This is a genomic window from Tullyiplasma multilocale ATCC 49900 (assembly GCF_000483165.1).
GTDB lineage: Bacteria > Bacillota_I > Bacilli_A > Mycoplasmatales > Mycoplasmataceae > Tullyiplasma > Tullyiplasma multilocale.
Genome location: NZ_AXXW01000008.1, coordinates 21,113 through 39,066, shown reverse-complemented (window position 1 = coordinate 39,066; position 17,954 = coordinate 21,113). Strand labels below are relative to the sequence as shown.

Annotated in this window: 15 protein-coding genes; all 15 read right to left on the bottom strand. The window is 30.7% G+C overall.

Annotated features, from left to right (window positions below):
* Position 1 precedes the first annotated feature (1 nt).
* Positions 2–739, bottom strand: coding sequence for a MurR/RpiR family transcriptional regulator (locus G319_RS0102740; protein WP_026389582.1), 738 nt, complete (start codon positions 737–739; stop codon positions 2–4).
* 115 nt (positions 740–854) lie between these two features.
* On the bottom strand, positions 855–1,604 hold the full coding sequence (locus G319_RS09560) for a MurR/RpiR family transcriptional regulator (protein WP_026389581.1): 750 nt from the start codon (positions 1,602–1,604) through the stop codon (positions 855–857).
* A gap of 156 nt (positions 1,605–1,760) precedes the next feature.
* Positions 1,761–3,197 (bottom strand): Asp-tRNA(Asn)/Glu-tRNA(Gln) amidotransferase subunit GatB, encoded by a 1,437-nt coding sequence (gatB, locus tag G319_RS0102730; protein ID WP_026389580.1) that lies wholly within the window; start codon positions 3,195–3,197, stop codon positions 1,761–1,763.
* 1 nt (position 3,198) lies between these two features.
* On the bottom strand, positions 3,199–4,656 hold the full coding sequence (locus tag G319_RS0102725; RefSeq protein ID WP_026389579.1) for an amidase family protein: 1,458 nt from the start codon (positions 4,654–4,656) through the stop codon (positions 3,199–3,201).
* A gap of 1 nt (position 4,657) precedes the next feature.
* Positions 4,658–4,954, bottom strand: coding sequence for an Asp-tRNA(Asn)/Glu-tRNA(Gln) amidotransferase subunit GatC (locus G319_RS0102720; RefSeq protein WP_051350872.1), 297 nt, complete (start codon positions 4,952–4,954; stop codon positions 4,658–4,660).
* Between the two features lies 1 nt (position 4,955).
* Entirely contained in the window at positions 4,956–6,959 is a 2,004-nt protein-coding gene (ligA, locus tag G319_RS0102715) for an NAD-dependent DNA ligase LigA (protein WP_026389577.1), read from the bottom strand.
* A gap of 92 nt (positions 6,960–7,051) precedes the next feature.
* Complete coding sequence (locus G319_RS09555; RefSeq protein WP_051350871.1) at positions 7,052–9,169, bottom strand: hypothetical protein; 2,118 nt, start codon at positions 9,167–9,169, stop codon at positions 7,052–7,054.
* A 21-nt stretch (positions 9,170–9,190) separates the two neighbouring features.
* The gene (locus G319_RS0102705; protein ID WP_026389576.1) at positions 9,191–10,099 is read right to left on the bottom strand and encodes a pseudouridine synthase; all 909 of its coding nucleotides are present in this window, start codon (positions 10,097–10,099) and stop codon (positions 9,191–9,193) included.
* A gap of 12 nt (positions 10,100–10,111) precedes the next feature.
* Entirely contained in the window at positions 10,112–11,110 is a 999-nt protein-coding gene (locus G319_RS09550) for a CPBP family intramembrane glutamic endopeptidase (RefSeq protein ID WP_026389575.1), read from the bottom strand.
* Positions 11,111–11,161: 51 nt separating this feature from the next.
* Positions 11,162–12,004 carry a phosphoenolpyruvate-utilizing N-terminal domain-containing protein gene (locus G319_RS0102695; protein WP_026389574.1) on the bottom strand — a complete coding sequence of 281 codons (843 nt, stop codon included), beginning with the start codon at positions 12,002–12,004 and terminating at the stop codon, positions 11,162–11,164.
* 90 nt (positions 12,005–12,094) lie between these two features.
* A complete protein-coding gene (locus tag G319_RS0102690) occupies positions 12,095–12,364 on the bottom strand; it encodes an HPr family phosphocarrier protein (RefSeq protein WP_026389573.1) in 270 nt (89 codons plus the stop codon).
* Positions 12,365–12,447: 83 nt separating this feature from the next.
* Positions 12,448–14,628 carry an ATP-dependent helicase gene (locus tag G319_RS0102685; RefSeq protein WP_026389572.1) on the bottom strand — a complete coding sequence of 727 codons (2,181 nt, stop codon included), beginning with the start codon at positions 14,626–14,628 and terminating at the stop codon, positions 12,448–12,450.
* Positions 14,621–15,502, bottom strand: a complete 882-nt coding sequence (locus G319_RS09545; RefSeq protein WP_026389571.1) for an RDD family protein — start codon at positions 15,500–15,502, stop codon at positions 14,621–14,623. Before G319_RS09545 ends, G319_RS0102685 begins: the two co-directional genes overlap by 8 nt.
* Positions 15,503–15,514: 12 nt before the next feature.
* Positions 15,515–16,477 carry a glycosyltransferase family 2 protein gene (locus tag G319_RS09540; protein WP_026389570.1) on the bottom strand — a complete coding sequence of 321 codons (963 nt, stop codon included), beginning with the start codon at positions 16,475–16,477 and terminating at the stop codon, positions 15,515–15,517.
* A 111-nt stretch (positions 16,478–16,588) separates the two neighbouring features.
* Entirely contained in the window at positions 16,589–17,953 is a 1,365-nt protein-coding gene (asnS, locus tag G319_RS0102670) for an asparagine--tRNA ligase (RefSeq protein ID WP_026389569.1), read from the bottom strand.
* Position 17,954: the final 1 nt, after the last annotated feature.

Here is a 17,954-nt window from a genome sequence, read left to right as displayed (position 1 = left end):
TTTATAGAAGACACTTAGAAATTTCGTAAGCGACGTATTGATTTAAAATATTTGCCAGATTCCTATCATTTTCAAAGTCTAGCGAAATTCTGATATTTGGTTCGATGGCAAATTCGGAATTTGCATCAGAGATAACTATAATGTCGTCTGTAACTAACCCAACTCTTTCAATTAGTTTAACAAACTCTTTGTGCTCTTTATTTACGAAATTAAACACCACTAAGTCTTGGGAAGTTATTTTTGAAATTAAGATTTCGAAGATGAATGCTCCATTACCTTTATAAACTCTTTCCTTAACATTGGCCACGGTTGAATAAAGCATTTCAACAGCTTGATCATGTGTTTGGTCACCAAATATAAAGATTTGTCCTTCGGCTTTTTTAAGTTTTTCTGCAGCCTTTATGATATTTTCAGCGTATTGAGTGTGAAAGTTATTGAAAATGTTATTTGTGTTGGCAACGACTTTTTCAATTGATGAACAAACCTCTTCAGAACTAATGTGATATTTTGAAATCAACTCATTAAGTTCACTTGTCATTTGTTTATAGTTCTCAAATCCAATTTTCTTAACAAATTTAGAAACAGTGCCTTGACCTATTCCTAACTCTTCAGCCAATTCAGTAATATTAGATATTTTACCAATGACAAATATTTCCTTTAAAAGTTGCTTCGATATAACACTCGCACTTGATTTATTATCTAAATTTGCAAATGTTCTTAGTTTAGTTTCGATGTTCATAATATCATTCCCTTTGTTAATTTTCTATATTGTATCAACCATACTCAATTATTGAACATTTCTTAACTTTCCAAAAAAGAATGATTTAACAATTAAAAAAAACACCTTTAGGTGTTTAATAGAAGATTTTATATATTTGATATACCAGGTAATCTAACAATATTTTAAGAACAAATATATTAGATTCATGTTCATCACAGTCTAAAACTAATTTTACTTTAGCTTTTGTAAATAGTTTGGCTTTGCGACTAGTCGTAATAACAATTATGTTTTCTGTTACATTAGCCATTCTTTCATACATTCCCAAGATTTGCTCAGTCTCACTACCTTGGATCATTAATATTATTAGATCATTTGGTTTCATTTTCTTTATTACAAAATCACTAAAATATCTTATCTCGCTTCTGAATACATTAGATTTAACATTTGTTAAAGTTGCATAAACATAATCTGCGGAATCTGAAGTTTCTTGATTATTGATTACAAAAATATTATTACGTGTTGAAGTTATTATTTTTCCAATTTCTTCTATATTATCTTTATTGCGTTCATCAAAGTGATTCAAAGCTCCTCAAATGCCATCAGTGGCATTATTACTACTTGTAGTCGCTCTCTTTTGCTTTATGAAATCAGTATTAATTATTGCTTCCAATTCCTTTACTAATTCCTTATATCCAGTCAAACCAATTTTTTTAACATATTTAGAAATAGCACTTTGACTAACATTAACTTTTCTAGCTAATTCATTAATATTAAGAATTTTACCCTCTACGAATGTCTCAGTAATAATTTCTTTAGATATGACGCTTGGAGTTGAACCGTCATTAAGATTTGCATATGCTCTAATTTTAGATTCTAATCCCATACATTCACCGTTAAACCTTTCGCGTTATTTCATATTAAATTATATTCCATTTTGGAAACTTTTTGGGATAAGTGCATGTTTTTTATTATTACCAGCAACCTTCTTATATGGTTTTTTTAAATTTTAGTATAAAAAAAATCCCTTCCGGGATTTTAATTATTTACTTTCGATAACTTCAATGATTATTTTCATTGCGATATCGGGGTTGACATTTCCACCTGTAACTTTCATCAGTTGTCCCATTATTGTTTTTGTAACACGTTCGGGACGTTCTGTATATTGTTGTAATAGTTCACTATTTGATTCAAAAATAGGATTTAAGAATTCAACAATTGTATTTTTATCTGAGATAAGTTTCAAGTTTAATCTTTCAACAATTTCTCTTGGTGTTTCTTTTTCATCAACTAAGATAATAGGTAAGATTGTTTTAGTATGTTTAGAAGATATGATCCCTTCCTCAACTAAATTGATCATTTCGGCTAAATTTGCTGGTGAAATTGCGATTTCATCAATCGTCTTATTCAATTTGTTTAATTCAGATTGAATATCTGAAATTAAGAAGTTTGCAACTTTAGTTTTAGAATCTGTTAATTTAATAGTTTCTTCAAAGAAGTTTGTCATTTCTAAACTAGTTAGGATGATATTCGCATCTTCTAAAGTTAAACCATATTGTTCTACATATTTGATTCGTTTTTGATCAGCTAATTCAGGAGAATTTGCAATGATGTTATCAACTCAAGTTTGATCTAATTGAATTGGAGCAATATTTGGCTCTCTGAAGTATTTGTAGTCAAGTGCATCAGATTTAGAACGCATAGCAACAGTTTGACCAGTTGTATCATCAAATCTTCTAGTTTCTTGTTCAATCACTTCGTTGTTCAATAGCATTTGTGTTTGACGTTTAACCTCAAATTCAACGGCTTTTTTCATGTTTGAAATTGAGTTTAGGTTTTTAACCTCAACTTTATTTGAGTATTCTTTAGCCCCAAATGGACGTAAAGATATATTTAAGTCGGTACGTAAAGAACCTTCATTCATTTTTACATCAGAAACTCCTAAGAATAATAAGATCTCGCGTAATTTTTCAACGTACGCTGCAGCCTCATCAGCACTTCTCATAACTGGACGTGTAACAATTTCAACAAGACCAACTCCACTACGGTTGTAATCGATATAAGTTAAATCACCTTTATGAACTTGTTTAGCTGTATCTTCTTCCATGTGTAAACGTTCAATATCGATTATTTTTTTATCACCATTCGGTAAAGTAATTTCTAATGAACCATCTTTTCCGATTGGATTAAATTGTTGAGTAATTTGGAATCCTTTTGCTAAATCTGGGTAAAAGTAATTCTTACGATCAAATTTTAGTAAAGTATCTACTTCCATATTAAGAGCATTGACAGCTAAGATTGCTAATTCAACACCTTTTTTATTAAGGGTTGGCATAGCACCTGGGTAACCTAAATCAACTTCAGACACCATTGTGTTAGGAGTCGCTCCATAACTAACTAGACCTGGGGCAAACATTTTAGTTTTTGTTTTTAATTCAACGTGGTTTTCAATACCAATGATTATTTCAAAATTTTTCATATTAGTCCTCCACGATTCTATTCTTAATACCTGTAATATTTTCAGTCAATTTAGCTGCTTGTAAAACTTTTAAATCCGCTTTAGGTTTAGCATTAAGATTAATTCCAATCGGCATTCCGTCAACTTCAATAAATGGAACTGTGATTGAAGGAAGTCCAGCAAAATTGGCAATTGTTAAAATATCATCTAAGAATTCTTTGTCTTCGTTATGATTTTTATCAAACTCAACCGCAGCATCAATTAATGGAGCTGGTGTTGTTGATGGTGGCAAGATTAAAATATCTACTTCGTCAAATGCTTTCATAGTTTCTTCAACAATCAAGCGTCTTACTTGTTTAGCCTTAATTAAAAATTCAATTTGGTTCTCACGACGTAAGTTTAAAGCTCCAATTAAAAATCTTCTTTTAACAATTTCACCAAAGTTTTTTGTTCTTGTATTTGTCATTATTTCAGCAAAGTCTTCCCCAGCTTCACGTGTTCCGAAATTAATACCATCTAAGTTGGCACTTGTAGAAACAGCTTCACTGAAAGAAATCATCATGTAAACTGGTGCCAACGCTTCTAATAAGTCTTGTCTGTAATTTAATTCAATAACTTCAAATCCTTGTGCTCTTAATTTATCAAAGTAATCATTATAAGCTTTTGCTAATTCCGGTTCAAGATTTTCTTGAACATTTTTTAGATAACCAAATTTTGTTTTAGCATCGATTTTATCAATGTTTTTAAAGAAATCTTTTTGTTCAATTTCAATAGAAGTAAAATCCTTTTTATCATAGCTAAATGTCGCATCACTCAAGATAGCCATATCATCAACTGTTCTTGTGAAGAACCCAACTGTATCTAAACTTGGTGCATATGGAAGAATACCATATCTTGAAATAGCTCCGTATGTTGGTTTAAATCCAACAACACCATTGTATGATGCGGGTTTTCTGATTGAATCACCTGTATCACTACCAGTAGCAAAAGGAACATAACCTTTAGCAACTCCGTAAACAGAACCTGATGATGATCCCCCAACCAATCTTTTATGATCTCTTGGGTTAGTAATAACACCGTATGCTGAATATAATCCAGTTCCACCCATACCTAACTCATCCAATGCTGCCTTACCACTCATAAGAGCATTATTAGAACTTAAAGCTTCAATTACAGTTGCATCAAATACCGGTTTATAAGTATCTAAAATTTTTGAACTAGCAGTTGTTCTAATGCCTTTAGTAGAGAAGTTGTCTTTAGCTAAATAAGGAATACCAAATAGAACTCCATCTTTATTTGCGGCTGCATCCAATTTCTTGGCTTGTTCAAGCATTTCTTCAACTGGTAAAGTTAAAACAGCATTTGAACCTCAATCAGCTTTTAAGTTTTTAATAACTTCTTCAGTTAATTGTGTAATTGTAAATTCCCCATTAACAATAGCGTCGTGTAATTCGATAATTGATTTATTTTTGTAATTCATATTATTTAACCACCTTTACTATTGTGATGTAGTCACCATCTGTTGTTGGAGCATTTGCTAAAACATCTTTTTGTTCTGATTGAATAAACTCTTCATCTTCTCTTAAGAATGTATGATTATTTTCAAATGGGTAAAATAGAGGCTTAACCCCTTCAGTATCAATACTTGTAACTTTTCCAAATTTTTGTCTAATTGAAGATTCTGTATCGATAATATCTTGTGCTTCTTCTTCTGTTAGTTTTAACATTATATCTTCTGCTAAAATATTAATTATTTCATGTAATTCATTTTTTGCCATTTTAATTTCCCTCTCCTAATAATTCTTTAAATGATTGTTCATCTAAAATGTTGATTCCTAATTGTTGTCCCTTATCCAATTTAGAACCAGCAGCTTCTCCTGCTAATATAAAATCCGTTTTCTTAGAAACACTTCCAATAACTTTCCCACCATTTTGTTCAATTATATTTTTGAAATAATCGCGTGATTCAGATAATGTTCCTGTAATTACAAATGATCTATTTGCAATATTAGATTCATAATTAACTTGAGGACCAGTATATTCTAAGTTAACCCCTAAATTATTTAACTCTTCGATCAACTTTTTGTTATCCTCAATTGCAAATCAATCAACGATTGATTGAGCTAAAACTTCTCCAATAGAATCAATTTGACTAAGTTGTTCGAAGTTGGCTGATGCTAATTTATCAATTGAATTAAATCTCTCTGATAAAACTTTGGCAGTCTTAGAACCAATGTGTCTAATCCCTAAACCGAATAATGTTTTATCAAGAGAATTTAGTTTTGATTTTTCAATTGACTCAATTAAATTGATGTAACTTTTTTCACCAAACTTTTCAAAGTTAATTATTTGTTGCTTATGTTCTGAAATTTTATAGATATCTACAATATTTCTCACTAGGCCTTCTTCAAACAATTTCTCAATAGTTTTCCCACCAAGCCCTTCAATGTTTGCAGCTGGTCTTGAGGCAAAGTGTTCAAGCGATCTTAAAATTTGTGCTGGACATGAAAAGTTAACACAGAATTGATCAACTTCACCAAGACTTCTTTCAAGCACTGATTCACAAGCTGGACAAGTTTCATTAATTGTTCACTCTGGTAAAGAGTTATAATTTTCATCTTTAATAACACTGATAACTTCAGGAATAATATCTCCCGCTTTTTTAATCTTTACAGTTGACCCAACTTTAAGTTCCTTCGCCTTAATCATATCGGCATTGTTTAGAGTAGCGGCGCTAACTGTTGTCCCCGCAATTTGAACTGGTTCAAGTTTAGCATTGTAAGTAATTTTTCCTGTTCTTCCAACCGTTGGGAAGATTTCTAATAATTTAGTTTCTTTTATTTCTGCAGGAAATTTATATGCAATAGCTCATTTAGGAGTTTTAGCAGTATATCCAATTTGTTCATGTAAACTGAAATCATTTATTTTCAAAACTATTCCGTCAATTTCATAATCTAATGAACTACGTTTTTCTGTGTACTCATCAATGTAAGCTTTTACTTCTGCTAAAGTTTTACATAATCTTCCCTCTTTATTAACTTTGATACCTAAACTTGAAATCTTATCCAAAGCTTCTTTTTGCGTTTTGATAGAAGTGTCTGAATCGTTCAAATAGTAATACAAGAATGCATCTAGATTACGTTTAGCCACAACTCCAGAATCAAGTTGTCTTAAAGTTCCAGCTGCAGCATTTCTAGGATTTGCAAATAAAGGTTCTCCATTTAAAAGTTTTTCCTTATTAATTTTTTCAAACTCATTCTTAGATAGGAAAACCTCTCCTCTGATTTCGATTTCGGATTTATCCTCAATTCTTAAAGGAATTGATTTAATAACTTTTACATTCGCAGTAACATTTTCACCAACAGTCCCATCACCACGTGTAACCCCACTTTGTAAAACACCATCTAAATAATTAAGGGAAATTGAAAGTCCATCAATTTTAAGTTCAGCATAGTATTCATTATCTAGAGTACCAGTTTCTTTTGAAACTTGCTTATTAAAGTTTTCAAACTCTTCTCAACTAAATACATCTCCTAAAGAAAGCATCGGTTTTTTATGAGTGTATTTTTCAAACTTATCACTAATCTTTCCACCAACCTTTTGTGTTGGAGAATCACTTGTAACTAACTCAGGATATTGTTCTTCTAGTTTGATTAACTCATTCATCGCTAAATCATATTCAGTATCATCTACAGTCGGAGTATCTTCGACATAATACTCTTTAGATCATTGATTTAATTTTAATCTTAATTGCTCTACTAATTCAATAATTGATTTATCCATAATACCCCTTTTCACTCATTATAATTATATCTTTTTTTACCCATCTATTAAATCCATATAGGATTTAGAATAAAAAATAAACACCTGAGTGTTTATTTTGCTTTAGTTCCCTTTATTTTGTAAACTTTTGGTTTCTCTTTGAATTTATATTTTTTAATAAATTCTTCCTGATCAATTTCACTTTCCATATCATTGAACCCATTGATAGCTCTAAGAACAGTATCTTTTTGATTTGCCAAAACATCAATATCAACGTCTTCATTTAAAAGACGTTTAATTTTTGATTCTTCTTTTTGACGTTCAATAATTTGTTTAATAATCGGTAAGTTAAGAATTAATGACAGAGCAACCTTTGGTCTGATAATAGATGGTACAACAATTGATGCCGCAAAACCTAAAACAGCAGTTACTACCATTACCCACAAGATCGTTGGTGCCCCAATTTTAGTTATAGTAATGTCATCAACGCTTATTCCACCACTTCCATCCATTACAAAGAAATCGGTCATTTGAACTGTTTTTGATTTTCATAGTAAAAGTAAAGTAACCATAACTGATAGTGCTATCGGAATTATTAGTGATAAGAAATTAGAAAAGACACTTTTGAAAGTTGAATTATAAGTAACTTTTCGTCATGTGTAAAATCATAAATAAATATATGCACTTCCAATAAATAAAGTTTTCATTGCATAGAAAGTAATTAAAATTGTTTTAATTTTTTCAGGATCTGTATCTGGTTTAATAATATAAATCAAGAATGCAGTTAAACCAGTAGTAACTAGATAAAGTGCTGCCACTATATTAATACCTCTTGTAACTTGAGTATTAACTCCTTTTGCTTGAATCAAAGTGATTTGACTTTGGAACAAAATAATTACCACCATTGAAGCTGAATACAATAATGAAAATCAAGGTGAAGAGAAAATGAATTTCGCAGCTTGGTATTGATTCCCCATTGTAGATTGATATTGCCCCATAATTCATTCAGCTGAATTTTCAGGTAAATTAGCTCAATCTAAACTAGTAAGGAAATTGTATGACTGAGAGTTTAAATCAGCTACAATTGTCTGACCATAAAGACCCGTAACGATGTAAGGACCTAATGTACTCATCAAAATAAAGGTAAAGGCTGCAATTACATACGTATATAATTCATATTTAGAAAACGCTTCTCACGATAGCCTTCCCTCTTTAATGGTTACGGCTAGGAAGTATTCTCTGAATGATGTAATGAAGTTTGTCATTACCAAACGCAGGTTAACTGCAATTACCATGTAAAGAGATAGCATAGATGTAATTTGAAGTCCTGATGTTCCCAAAACTACCATTAGAATGATTAAATCTGAATTCATCAAGATATTTTGTCCAAGGTTTGCTAAGAACAATCTACTTGCAGACTTAGATAACTTGAAGTTATTAAAGTCACCGAAATATTTCAATCACGGATAGAATCTTCTAACATATATCATGATAAAAGTACCTCTTACAATTGGATACGCTATCAAAACAATGAATGGAATAATTGGATTTAATGGTTCAGTACCACTAATTGATATATTTAATAGTACAAATAAAATTCCATAGACGATAACATCGGTTAGCAAGATGATAATTCTTCGTAAACCATTTTTCTGATCGGCTTGAATAATGTTTTCATAAACACCAAAGAAACCAACGGTGAATACTTGCTTAAATCCAAAAAGCATGACAATTAAAATCATTTGTCAAAATGCTACTGTTTTTAAAGCTACTTCAGAACCAATTCCACCAACAGTTGCTTGTGAACCAGTTATTTCAATTCCCCATTCTGAGAATGGCGGAATTTCAGTTCCTCCCAAAATATGCGGGAATAATATAATTTGCATAGGATAAAGTACCGAAATTAAAGTAATCAATACAAATCCCTTTGTCATACCGCGATGATATTTTCTTCGGGCAGTTGAATAAATTTCATTTGCAGAAATTCAGTCATTTTGAGCTATGGGTTTCATTAGAAGAATAACTGTTGAAATAGCTAAAGCCCCTTCAGCAGAACCCCCAAGAATACTCAAAGCAATTGTAATTTTAATGAACCCGTTGAATTGAGTACCATAGGCACTCAAAATTCAATAGATCATTAAGAATTGGATAAATGCATTAGTAAGCGAAATAAGTACACCAACAAGTGCACTGGCTACACCTTGTTTGGCACCAGTATTGATAGTTTCCATTATTTCACTCCCTTTCTAGTATTATCCTTCTACCATTAAGTTTAATTCAACTTGTTCTCCATTTAAATAGTCTAATGGCGCTGGTAGTTTTTTAAAGATTAATTTTGATGCTGATAAGAAAATCATTCTTTCAGTATTTATTTTTCTTCCACCATATCTAAAGTCATTGATAATTGGGTATCCATGGTAAGCTAGTGTAGCTCTAATTTGGTGTTTTCTACCTGTTAATAATTGCGCTTCAATAATTGTTGCATCATCTTGTTCTAAGATAACATCAAATTTTGTTTCACAATATTTGTAACCTGGTTTTTCTTGTTCTGTATAAATAGAAACTTGTTTTTCTTGGTCATAAGTTATTCATCCTTTTGAAATGAATCCCTTTTTGAATCTACTATCAACTTTTGCTACATAGTATTTTTCGATATCATTCTTGTTTTGAATAGCTTTTAATAAAACATCTAAAGCTTGTTTGTTTTTTGCATACATTACTAATCCAGATGTCAATTTGTCTAAACGGTGTACGTGAGAAACTACGAATGAGTTTTCCACTTCTGGGTTGTATTCGTCGTGATCATATAAATATGATTTAACCATGTCATCTAGTGAGATGTTGATAGGTGAATGCATTTCAATATTTGGTTCTTTGTTAATGATGATAATGTTTTCATCTTCATAAGCTACCATCATTCCTTGTCAATCAACGTATTTAAATTCATCTCTAACTACTGGTTTATTTGTGTCATAAACCTCAACTACATCACTTGCTTTGATTAAGTATTTTTGGTCCTTGATTCTTTTACCATTAACTTTGATATCTCCCTTTCTGAATCATTTATAGATTACTGATAAAGGTGTTGTTGAATAACTTTTCTTAACAAACTTGAATAAAGTTTGGTTTTCATCATTATTATTTACTGTAAATTTTGTCATTTCTTTTTCTTTCTATTTGCTTATAATCATCATCAATGCTGTGAAATTATATAATGCATGTATCAATCAATTATATGTTATATTTCCACGAGAAATACTGAAAACTGTTGAAAGTATTAAACCAGCTATTAAATAACTTGGTAATTGTTCAACATCCCCACTACTTACGTGTAACATTCCGAAGAATAGTGTGGCTACAATCAATCCAACTGTTCTATTTCCACTTCCAACAAAAACAGCATGTCTTGCAGTTAATTCTTCGGCTAGCGGAGCCATCATTACAGTTAGTACGAATAAAGTGATTGTATAAACTATCTTAACTGTTTTGTTCGAGCTACCAAGTAATCCTTCTAGAGATTCCTGGTTTTGAGATTGGCCAGCCCCAAGTGCTTGTGCAATTGCAGAATATGCAAATATACAAATACCAATCATAATAACTGAACCTACAAAAACAACTATTAATAATTGTTTTCAATTTTGTTTGAAGGTTTTGATAACCCTCTCTTTCAAATCTATTGTGAAGGCGAATGCCATCCCAATAACAATAATTTCTCCAAGTATTTGGAATCATGTCGAAACTATCGTAGCAGTTTCGGTTAATTTCTTAACTCCATTATCATCCTCATAGCTCAAACTCGGAATCATTCCAATTATCATTGATCCAATTAATACTGAGATGAATGGGATAATTAGGAATGCATAGAATATAAACAAACCAGATTTCATAAATAATCTTGGTTGTCTTGTGTACAGTATAAAACCACCAACAACTCCAGATATAATTCATATTCCTTGATTTAACAAAGCCAATCACTCGGCTCCGTCTTTTCCCATGCCAAAGGCAAAACGGAAAATTAAAAGCGAGATAAAAGGAATTATAAGAATTGTTGAAATGAATATTGCACCTTCAATTTTAGGATTATAAACATTGAATAAAAAACCGTGTTCTTTATCAACTTCAGTTTCTTTTAATTGAACTTTTTCTCAAAAATTAGTTTTAAGTGTTTCCATTTTGTCCTTTCTAAAAAACAACAAAGAATGCCTTTAAGCATCCTTAGTGTTTTAATTTCATTTAGCTTTTTTAAAGTTAGTAAAACTTCTTCTTGTTAAGATGTAGAATTTACCGTCTTTTTCTAGTTGGTTTAAAACTTCTTCAGATGGTTTATTTTGGATAACAAATCCCATAACTTCATCATCGTTTAATGATTTATATTCATTTAATGTTAAGTTGTCAATAAAAATAGCTCTTTGCCCTGTGAAGTTTCTTTCAGTAGCATAACCATAATTCATTAATTCATTAAGTAATAAATCGGTTGCGTATTTAACATTAGATGCGTTTTCAGCCATTTCATCAGCTGACATCAATGAATAAGCATTAAAGAATTTTTCTCCAATTAAATAAACAGAGAACATTGCATTGTATCCCTTGTTTTTAATAAAGTTTTTGATGTCAGCTGTAAAAGTTTGATTTTCTAAAACTTTTAAAACTTCCATTATTTCTTGATCTTGTTCTGCAAATTTTTTGCTTGCTTTGATTTTGTTTTTTACTTCATCAATAGCTGTAATATAGTTTTTACTTTCTAAATTTAAATCAGTTGCTTTTGTACGAGGAACCTCGATTTTAATTTGACTTGATTTAATTAATTGAACTTCACTTGTATCAATTCCAAGTGCCTTAATTGGGTTAATTGATCTGTTGTTGATTACACCAATTTTGAAATCTTTTTTAGCTTCTTGAGCTTTTTCTAATCTCAATTGTAAGTTTTGTTTAGCAATCATCATTTTGTTTAAATCACGATTATTTTTAACCAAACCTCTTTTAATTTTCTTATTTTCTAAATTAATTTTTAAAGTTAAATCATCTAGTAATTCAACCAGACGTTCAATATATTCATTCTCTCACATAATATCATTCTCCCATTTATATAATTTTAAGTTATAAGCAAATAAAAAACAATCTATATACTAGATTGTTTTTTTATATTTATGAGTTAATTAAGCTTCAATTAAAGCTGATTCAACCATAGCGTTTCTTAAACCTTCAATAGCTGCGTCTGCGTCTGCACCTGTAGCTTCGATAGTAACATCTGCACCATGTTTAATAGCCATAGCCATTACGTTCATGATTGATTTTAAGTTCCCTGATTTGTCTCCTGAAACGATTTTGATGTCTGATTCGTATTTTGAAGCTTCTTTTGCTAATACTGAAGCTGGTCTAGCGTGTAAACCAACTTTATCAATAATAGTAGCTGTAAAATTTGCCATAATATTATCTCCTTGTTTTCTTTTGTAATAACTATTTAATTATACATACTTTAATTTTATAAAACAACAATTACCTTTTTTTATTATTTCTTAGATAATGTCGGATTGTCAATTGCAATCATCATCACTCCATACGAAGCATTGTTGAAAGCAATTTGGAATTGTCTACTAATAATTTTGATAACTACACCATCACCAAAAACGATGTGGTTAACTCGATCTCCGACTTTGATATCTGTTTCCATAACATCTGGCATCGCCACTCTTGATGAAGGATATGATGTTGGGGTTGCTTTGTTTGAAGTAATAACTCCATCAGCATGAACAAATAATCCTTGTTCAAAATTATATAGGTCATTGTTCAACTCGGTGATGAATTTTGATGGTGCTAATTCACCTTGTGAAATATATGAATACTCTCCACGAACATAAGAAATGTATAAACGTTGTTCTGCTCGTGTTAGTGCTACATATAGAGCACGACGTTCTTCTTCAAGTTCAGTTGTTGAATGCATTGATAATCTTCCTGGGAAAACGTCTCTATTTAATCCCACAACAAAGACTATTTTATTTTCTAAACCTTTAGCAGAGTGAATTGTTAATAATGTTACTTTATTAGGTTCAGCATTATCATCTTCTTCACTTGATAGAGATTCTTCTTGTAAGAAAGCAATTACGCGATTTTCTTCATTATAGAATTCTGGATCAAAGCTTTGATCAAAGTTATTCAATTGATCATAAAGTGATCGGATGTTTTGAATATCGTCTTCATCATCTAAGACTTTTAATCGTTCTTCATAACCACTATTTACAAGCATGTATTTAAGTAAATCTTCAATTGAGTTATTTGCATGATATATTTCTTCTGCATTTATTAAAACCTCTCTCAATTGTGAAAGGTTTTTAGTAACGGAATTAATGAAGCCTTCATTTGGATGAGTTATTAAATCAAAAATTGATAATTCCATTTCATCAGCCATGGCAATTATTTTCTGGATAGTTACAGCGCCAATCTTGGGAGTAAATCCTAAAACTCTCTCCATACTTAAATCATCTTTAACAGAAACGGATTTAATTAAGGCCATTGAGTCTTTAACAACTTTACGTTCTCTGAATTTTAACCCTCCAATTAATTGGAATGGAATTTTTGAGTTATCAAAAACTTTTTCAAATTCTTGAGATCAAGCATTCATACGGTAAAGAACAAAAACATCACCATATGAATAACCTTGTTTAACTAAATCTTTAATCTCGTTGGCCACAAATTTAGCTTCGGCATATCTTGTTGAACATTCTTTCATTTCAACTTTTTTACCAGAAGGGTTATTTGTATAAATGTTTTTCTTTTCACGATTTTTATTATGATCAATAAAGTCATTTGCTAGATCCAATATTTGTTGGGTTGAACGATAGTTTTCATTCAAGACAATAGAAACGGCATCTTTATATGCTTCATGGAAGTTCATAATAATATTTACTCTAGCTCCACGTCAAGAATAAATTGTTTGATCTGGATCTCCAACTACTGTTAAGTTAGTTTTACCTTTTGTTAAAAATTTAATTAAATCGAATTGCACATCATTTGTATCTTGGAACTCATCAACCATTACATAATCGTAACGGTTTCTTCATTTCTCAACAACTTCTGGGTTTTGGTTAAATAACTGATGAACTTTCATCTGTAAGTCGTTGAAATCGACTGAATTAGCTTCATTTAAGCGTTGTTCATAGATTTTATACACTCTTACAGCATTACGCTCATCAAGGCTGTAAGCATCGCTTGCAGCATCTTCAGGAGTCATGAACATATTTTTTCAATTTGAAATTCTATTCATGATTTGTTTTTCAATTTTACGTTTGTTTTCTTCAGTTGCTAAATCAAGTTCTTTAACAATTTTTTTAATGAATGATCTTTGATCTGACTGATCTAAAATTAAAAATCCTTTTTGTAATCCAACTAATGTAAATTCTTCTCTTAAAACTCTTGAACATCAAGCATGGAAAGTTGAAATGAAAGGTTTAGCATCCATTTGTCCTGTAATTTTTTCAACACGTTCTTTCATTTCTCTAGCCGCTTTATTTGTAAACGTCATTGCCAGTATTTTTCAAGGAGCGATTTTTTCTTCTTGAATTAAATATGCAATTTTTGTAGTAATAACTTTTGTTTTACCACTTCCAGCTCCAGCAATAATTCTTAAAGGTTGTTTTGTTGTTGTGACAGCTTTCAATTGTTGTGGATTTAATCCTTCTAATAAATTACTCATCGTCTTTTTTATCCCCTTTCATTTCAATTTCTTTTTTCTTAGCTTGTTCGATTTTTAAATTCTCAATTAGGTTTTGTTTTTCAACGTTAATTGATTTTTTGAATTCTTCTCTTTCAGAAACATAAATTTCATCAATCATTTCTTGATTGAAGTTACCTGGTTGTTCTGTTAGTGAAATGTGTTTATCCTCACGTGAAAGTTTCTTATCTTGTTTTTCTTTTTTGATAATTACCTTATCTTCTTCAGCAATTGCATTAACTACAAATATACCAAATTTGATATCAATAAAAGATTGTTGTTGATCTTGAACTTTTATTGAAAGCCCAATTAGAATTAATCATCCAGCAAAAAGTAAATAACCAATTTGTCCAATTATTACTCCCACTGCATAAATAGCTTTACTATTTTCTTGATCAACGTCAACTTGTTTAAATATTAAGAAAGCTATTATTTGAGTTATTAAGGTAACAGCTCAAGGTATAAGTATGAAAAATGCTTCACGCGCTGCCAATGCTCCAAAAGTTATCTTTTTATCTTCTTCTTGTACCATCTTGATTCTAAAAATAATTTTCCCCAATGTATTACCATTTAAGAAGAATGGAATGATTACGAAATATAAAGTTAAAAACGCCAAGTTAGTACCTAGGGTTGCGAACATCAAACTTCAATTTTCAATATTTGCCTCACTACCTGGTTTTAGGATTATCCCAACAATGAAACCCGGTAAAGATGCTAAGATGAAATCAAAAAGTCTAGCAAATAACACCCTGTAGATGTTTGCTAGACGATAAGTTTTCTTGTCTTCAGTTAGAGCAGAAATATTTTCATCGCGTAGTTCTAATTCTTGTATTTTATTAACATTGTTAGAACTCATGAAATATTCCTCCTATTTTCCTAATTTTCTTAATTCAGAAGCTGTAAAGTTTTCGAAAGTGTTAATTCTTTTAACAAATGCTTCATCGCGTCCTTCTACGAACACTTCATTAGATTTAATAAATCCCTTTAATTTGTTTTGAGTTTTTGTTTCAGCATATTTTAAAGCTTTTTTGTAAAGTTGTTTGTTGTCAAATTCTTTTACTAAGTTTAAGAAGTCAAAGTTTAATTGGTAGTAGTATGCATAGTTTAATTCATCTTTTAATTCTTTGTAAGCACCAATTCTTCTGTAATAGTTAAGAATATGTGGTCATTGATTTACTAAATCAAATGCAGAATATTTAAGAACGTTTGTTCTATGTGAAACCAATACTTTTGATGACACATGGAAAGTTCTTGCGTGTCCTAATGCTTTATAAACGAATAAAGTATCAAATCTTACTGATCTTCTAAAGTTGATTCTAAAGTCTTTAATGTATTTAGTTCTAAATACTTTTCCATATACTGATTGGTTTACATAAGCATAAACTTCTTTGTCAGTTGGTAAAGAATAAGTGTGATCTAATTTCATTACAGTACCTGTTTGAACTTCATAAATTCCTGAGAATTGTGATTGGTGTTCAATGATATCTAATTTAGGCTTTTTATTAGCTGTCATGTTTTTGATTTCTTCAACAAAGTTAAAGTCTAAGATATCTCCTTCTTTAACGATTGCAAAATAATCTCCACTTGCTAATTCAATAGCTGTGTTTCAGTTAGTTGATGAACCTTGTCCCTTGTTGTTGAATGCAACAATAACTTTTTCATTTTCTTTATACTGGTCTTTGATGAACTCAATTGATTCTTTTTCAATATTTGGGTCATCATTTACAATAATGATTTCGAAATCTGGGTTAGTTTGTTTTCTTAAAGAAGTAATAGTTTTAAATAACTTATCTTCTCTTCCTTGAGCTGAAATAATAAATGATAATAGCATGATGTTTCCTCCAAATATTTATATGTATCTTATATATTTTACACCAAAACCTATTAGTTTTTTTAATAGTGTCTAATATAAAAAGCAAAAAAGGCCATTTGGCCTTTTTTATTAGAATAATAAGTTTTTAGGTGTTCTTGGGTAAAGAATAACATCTCTAATGTTTGAAGCACCAGTAATGTACATTAATAATCTTTCAAATCCTAAACCAAATCCAGTTGATTTAAAGTATCCATAATCACGTAATTTAATATATCAATCTAAATCTTCAGGGTTGATCCCCATTTCTTCACAACGTGCAATGATTTTAGCTGAATCAGATTCTCTTTCTGATCCTCCAACTAGTTCACCAATTCCAGGAACTAATAAGTCAACAGCACCAACTGTTTTACCATCATCATTTTGCTTCATGTAGAAAGCTTTGATTTCTTTTGGATAGTTAATTACAAATGTTGGACATTCGTTGTAAACTTCACAAATATATCTTTCGTGTTCTGTACCTAGGTCTAATCCGAAGAAAATATTGTTATCTTCAAATTTATGACCGTTATCGATAGCTTTTTGTAAGATTTCTAAAACTTCTTCGTAAGTATTAACTTTGAATTGTGAGTTTACGATTCCTGAAATTTTTTCAATTAAACCTTCTTCTAAGTTTGCTTCTAAGAATTTCAATTCATTCATGTTTTTTTCCATAACGTATGAGATTGCAGATTTCAGCATGTCTTCGATTAATTTAATTCCACCTTGTAAATCCATGAATGCAACTTCTGGTTCTACCATTCAGAATTCTGAAGCATGACGGTTTGTGTGTGAGTTTTCAGCTCTAAAAGTTGGACCAAATGTGTAAACTGATTTAAACGCTTGGGCAAATGCTTCAGCATTTAATTGACCAGAAACTGTTAAGGCTGCTTTTTTACCAAAGAAATCATTTGCATAATCTTTATCCTCAGTTGTAGTAACTACGAATTGTTCTCCAGCTCCTTCAGCATCATTTGAAGTAATAATTGGAGTTTGAACATAAACAAAGTCATCTTCTTGGAAGAATTTGTGAATTGCAAATGCTGCAGTTGATCTAATTTTGAAGATTGCATTAAATGTTCTTGTTCTCGCACGTAAGTGAGCAATCTCTCTTAAAAATTCAGGTGAGTGTTCTTTTTTCTGCAATGGGTATTCTTCAACAGCTTGATCTAATAATTCAATATTAGTTGCTTGTAATTCAAATGGTTGTTGTTTACCTGGAGTTAAAATCAAAGTCCCTGTTACTTCAACGATTGAAGAAACTCTCGCTTTTGTTCCATCTTCAAAACCAACAGTAGTTGGTTTGTAAACTACTTGTAAGTCATCAAGATATGTTCCATCATTTATCACCATGAAAGAAACGGCTTTACCTTGTCTATTAGATCTAACTCTGGCAATGATTGAAATTTCTTTTTGGTCTAGAGATTCTTGCTCTCTAAAAATTTGTACTAATTCCATA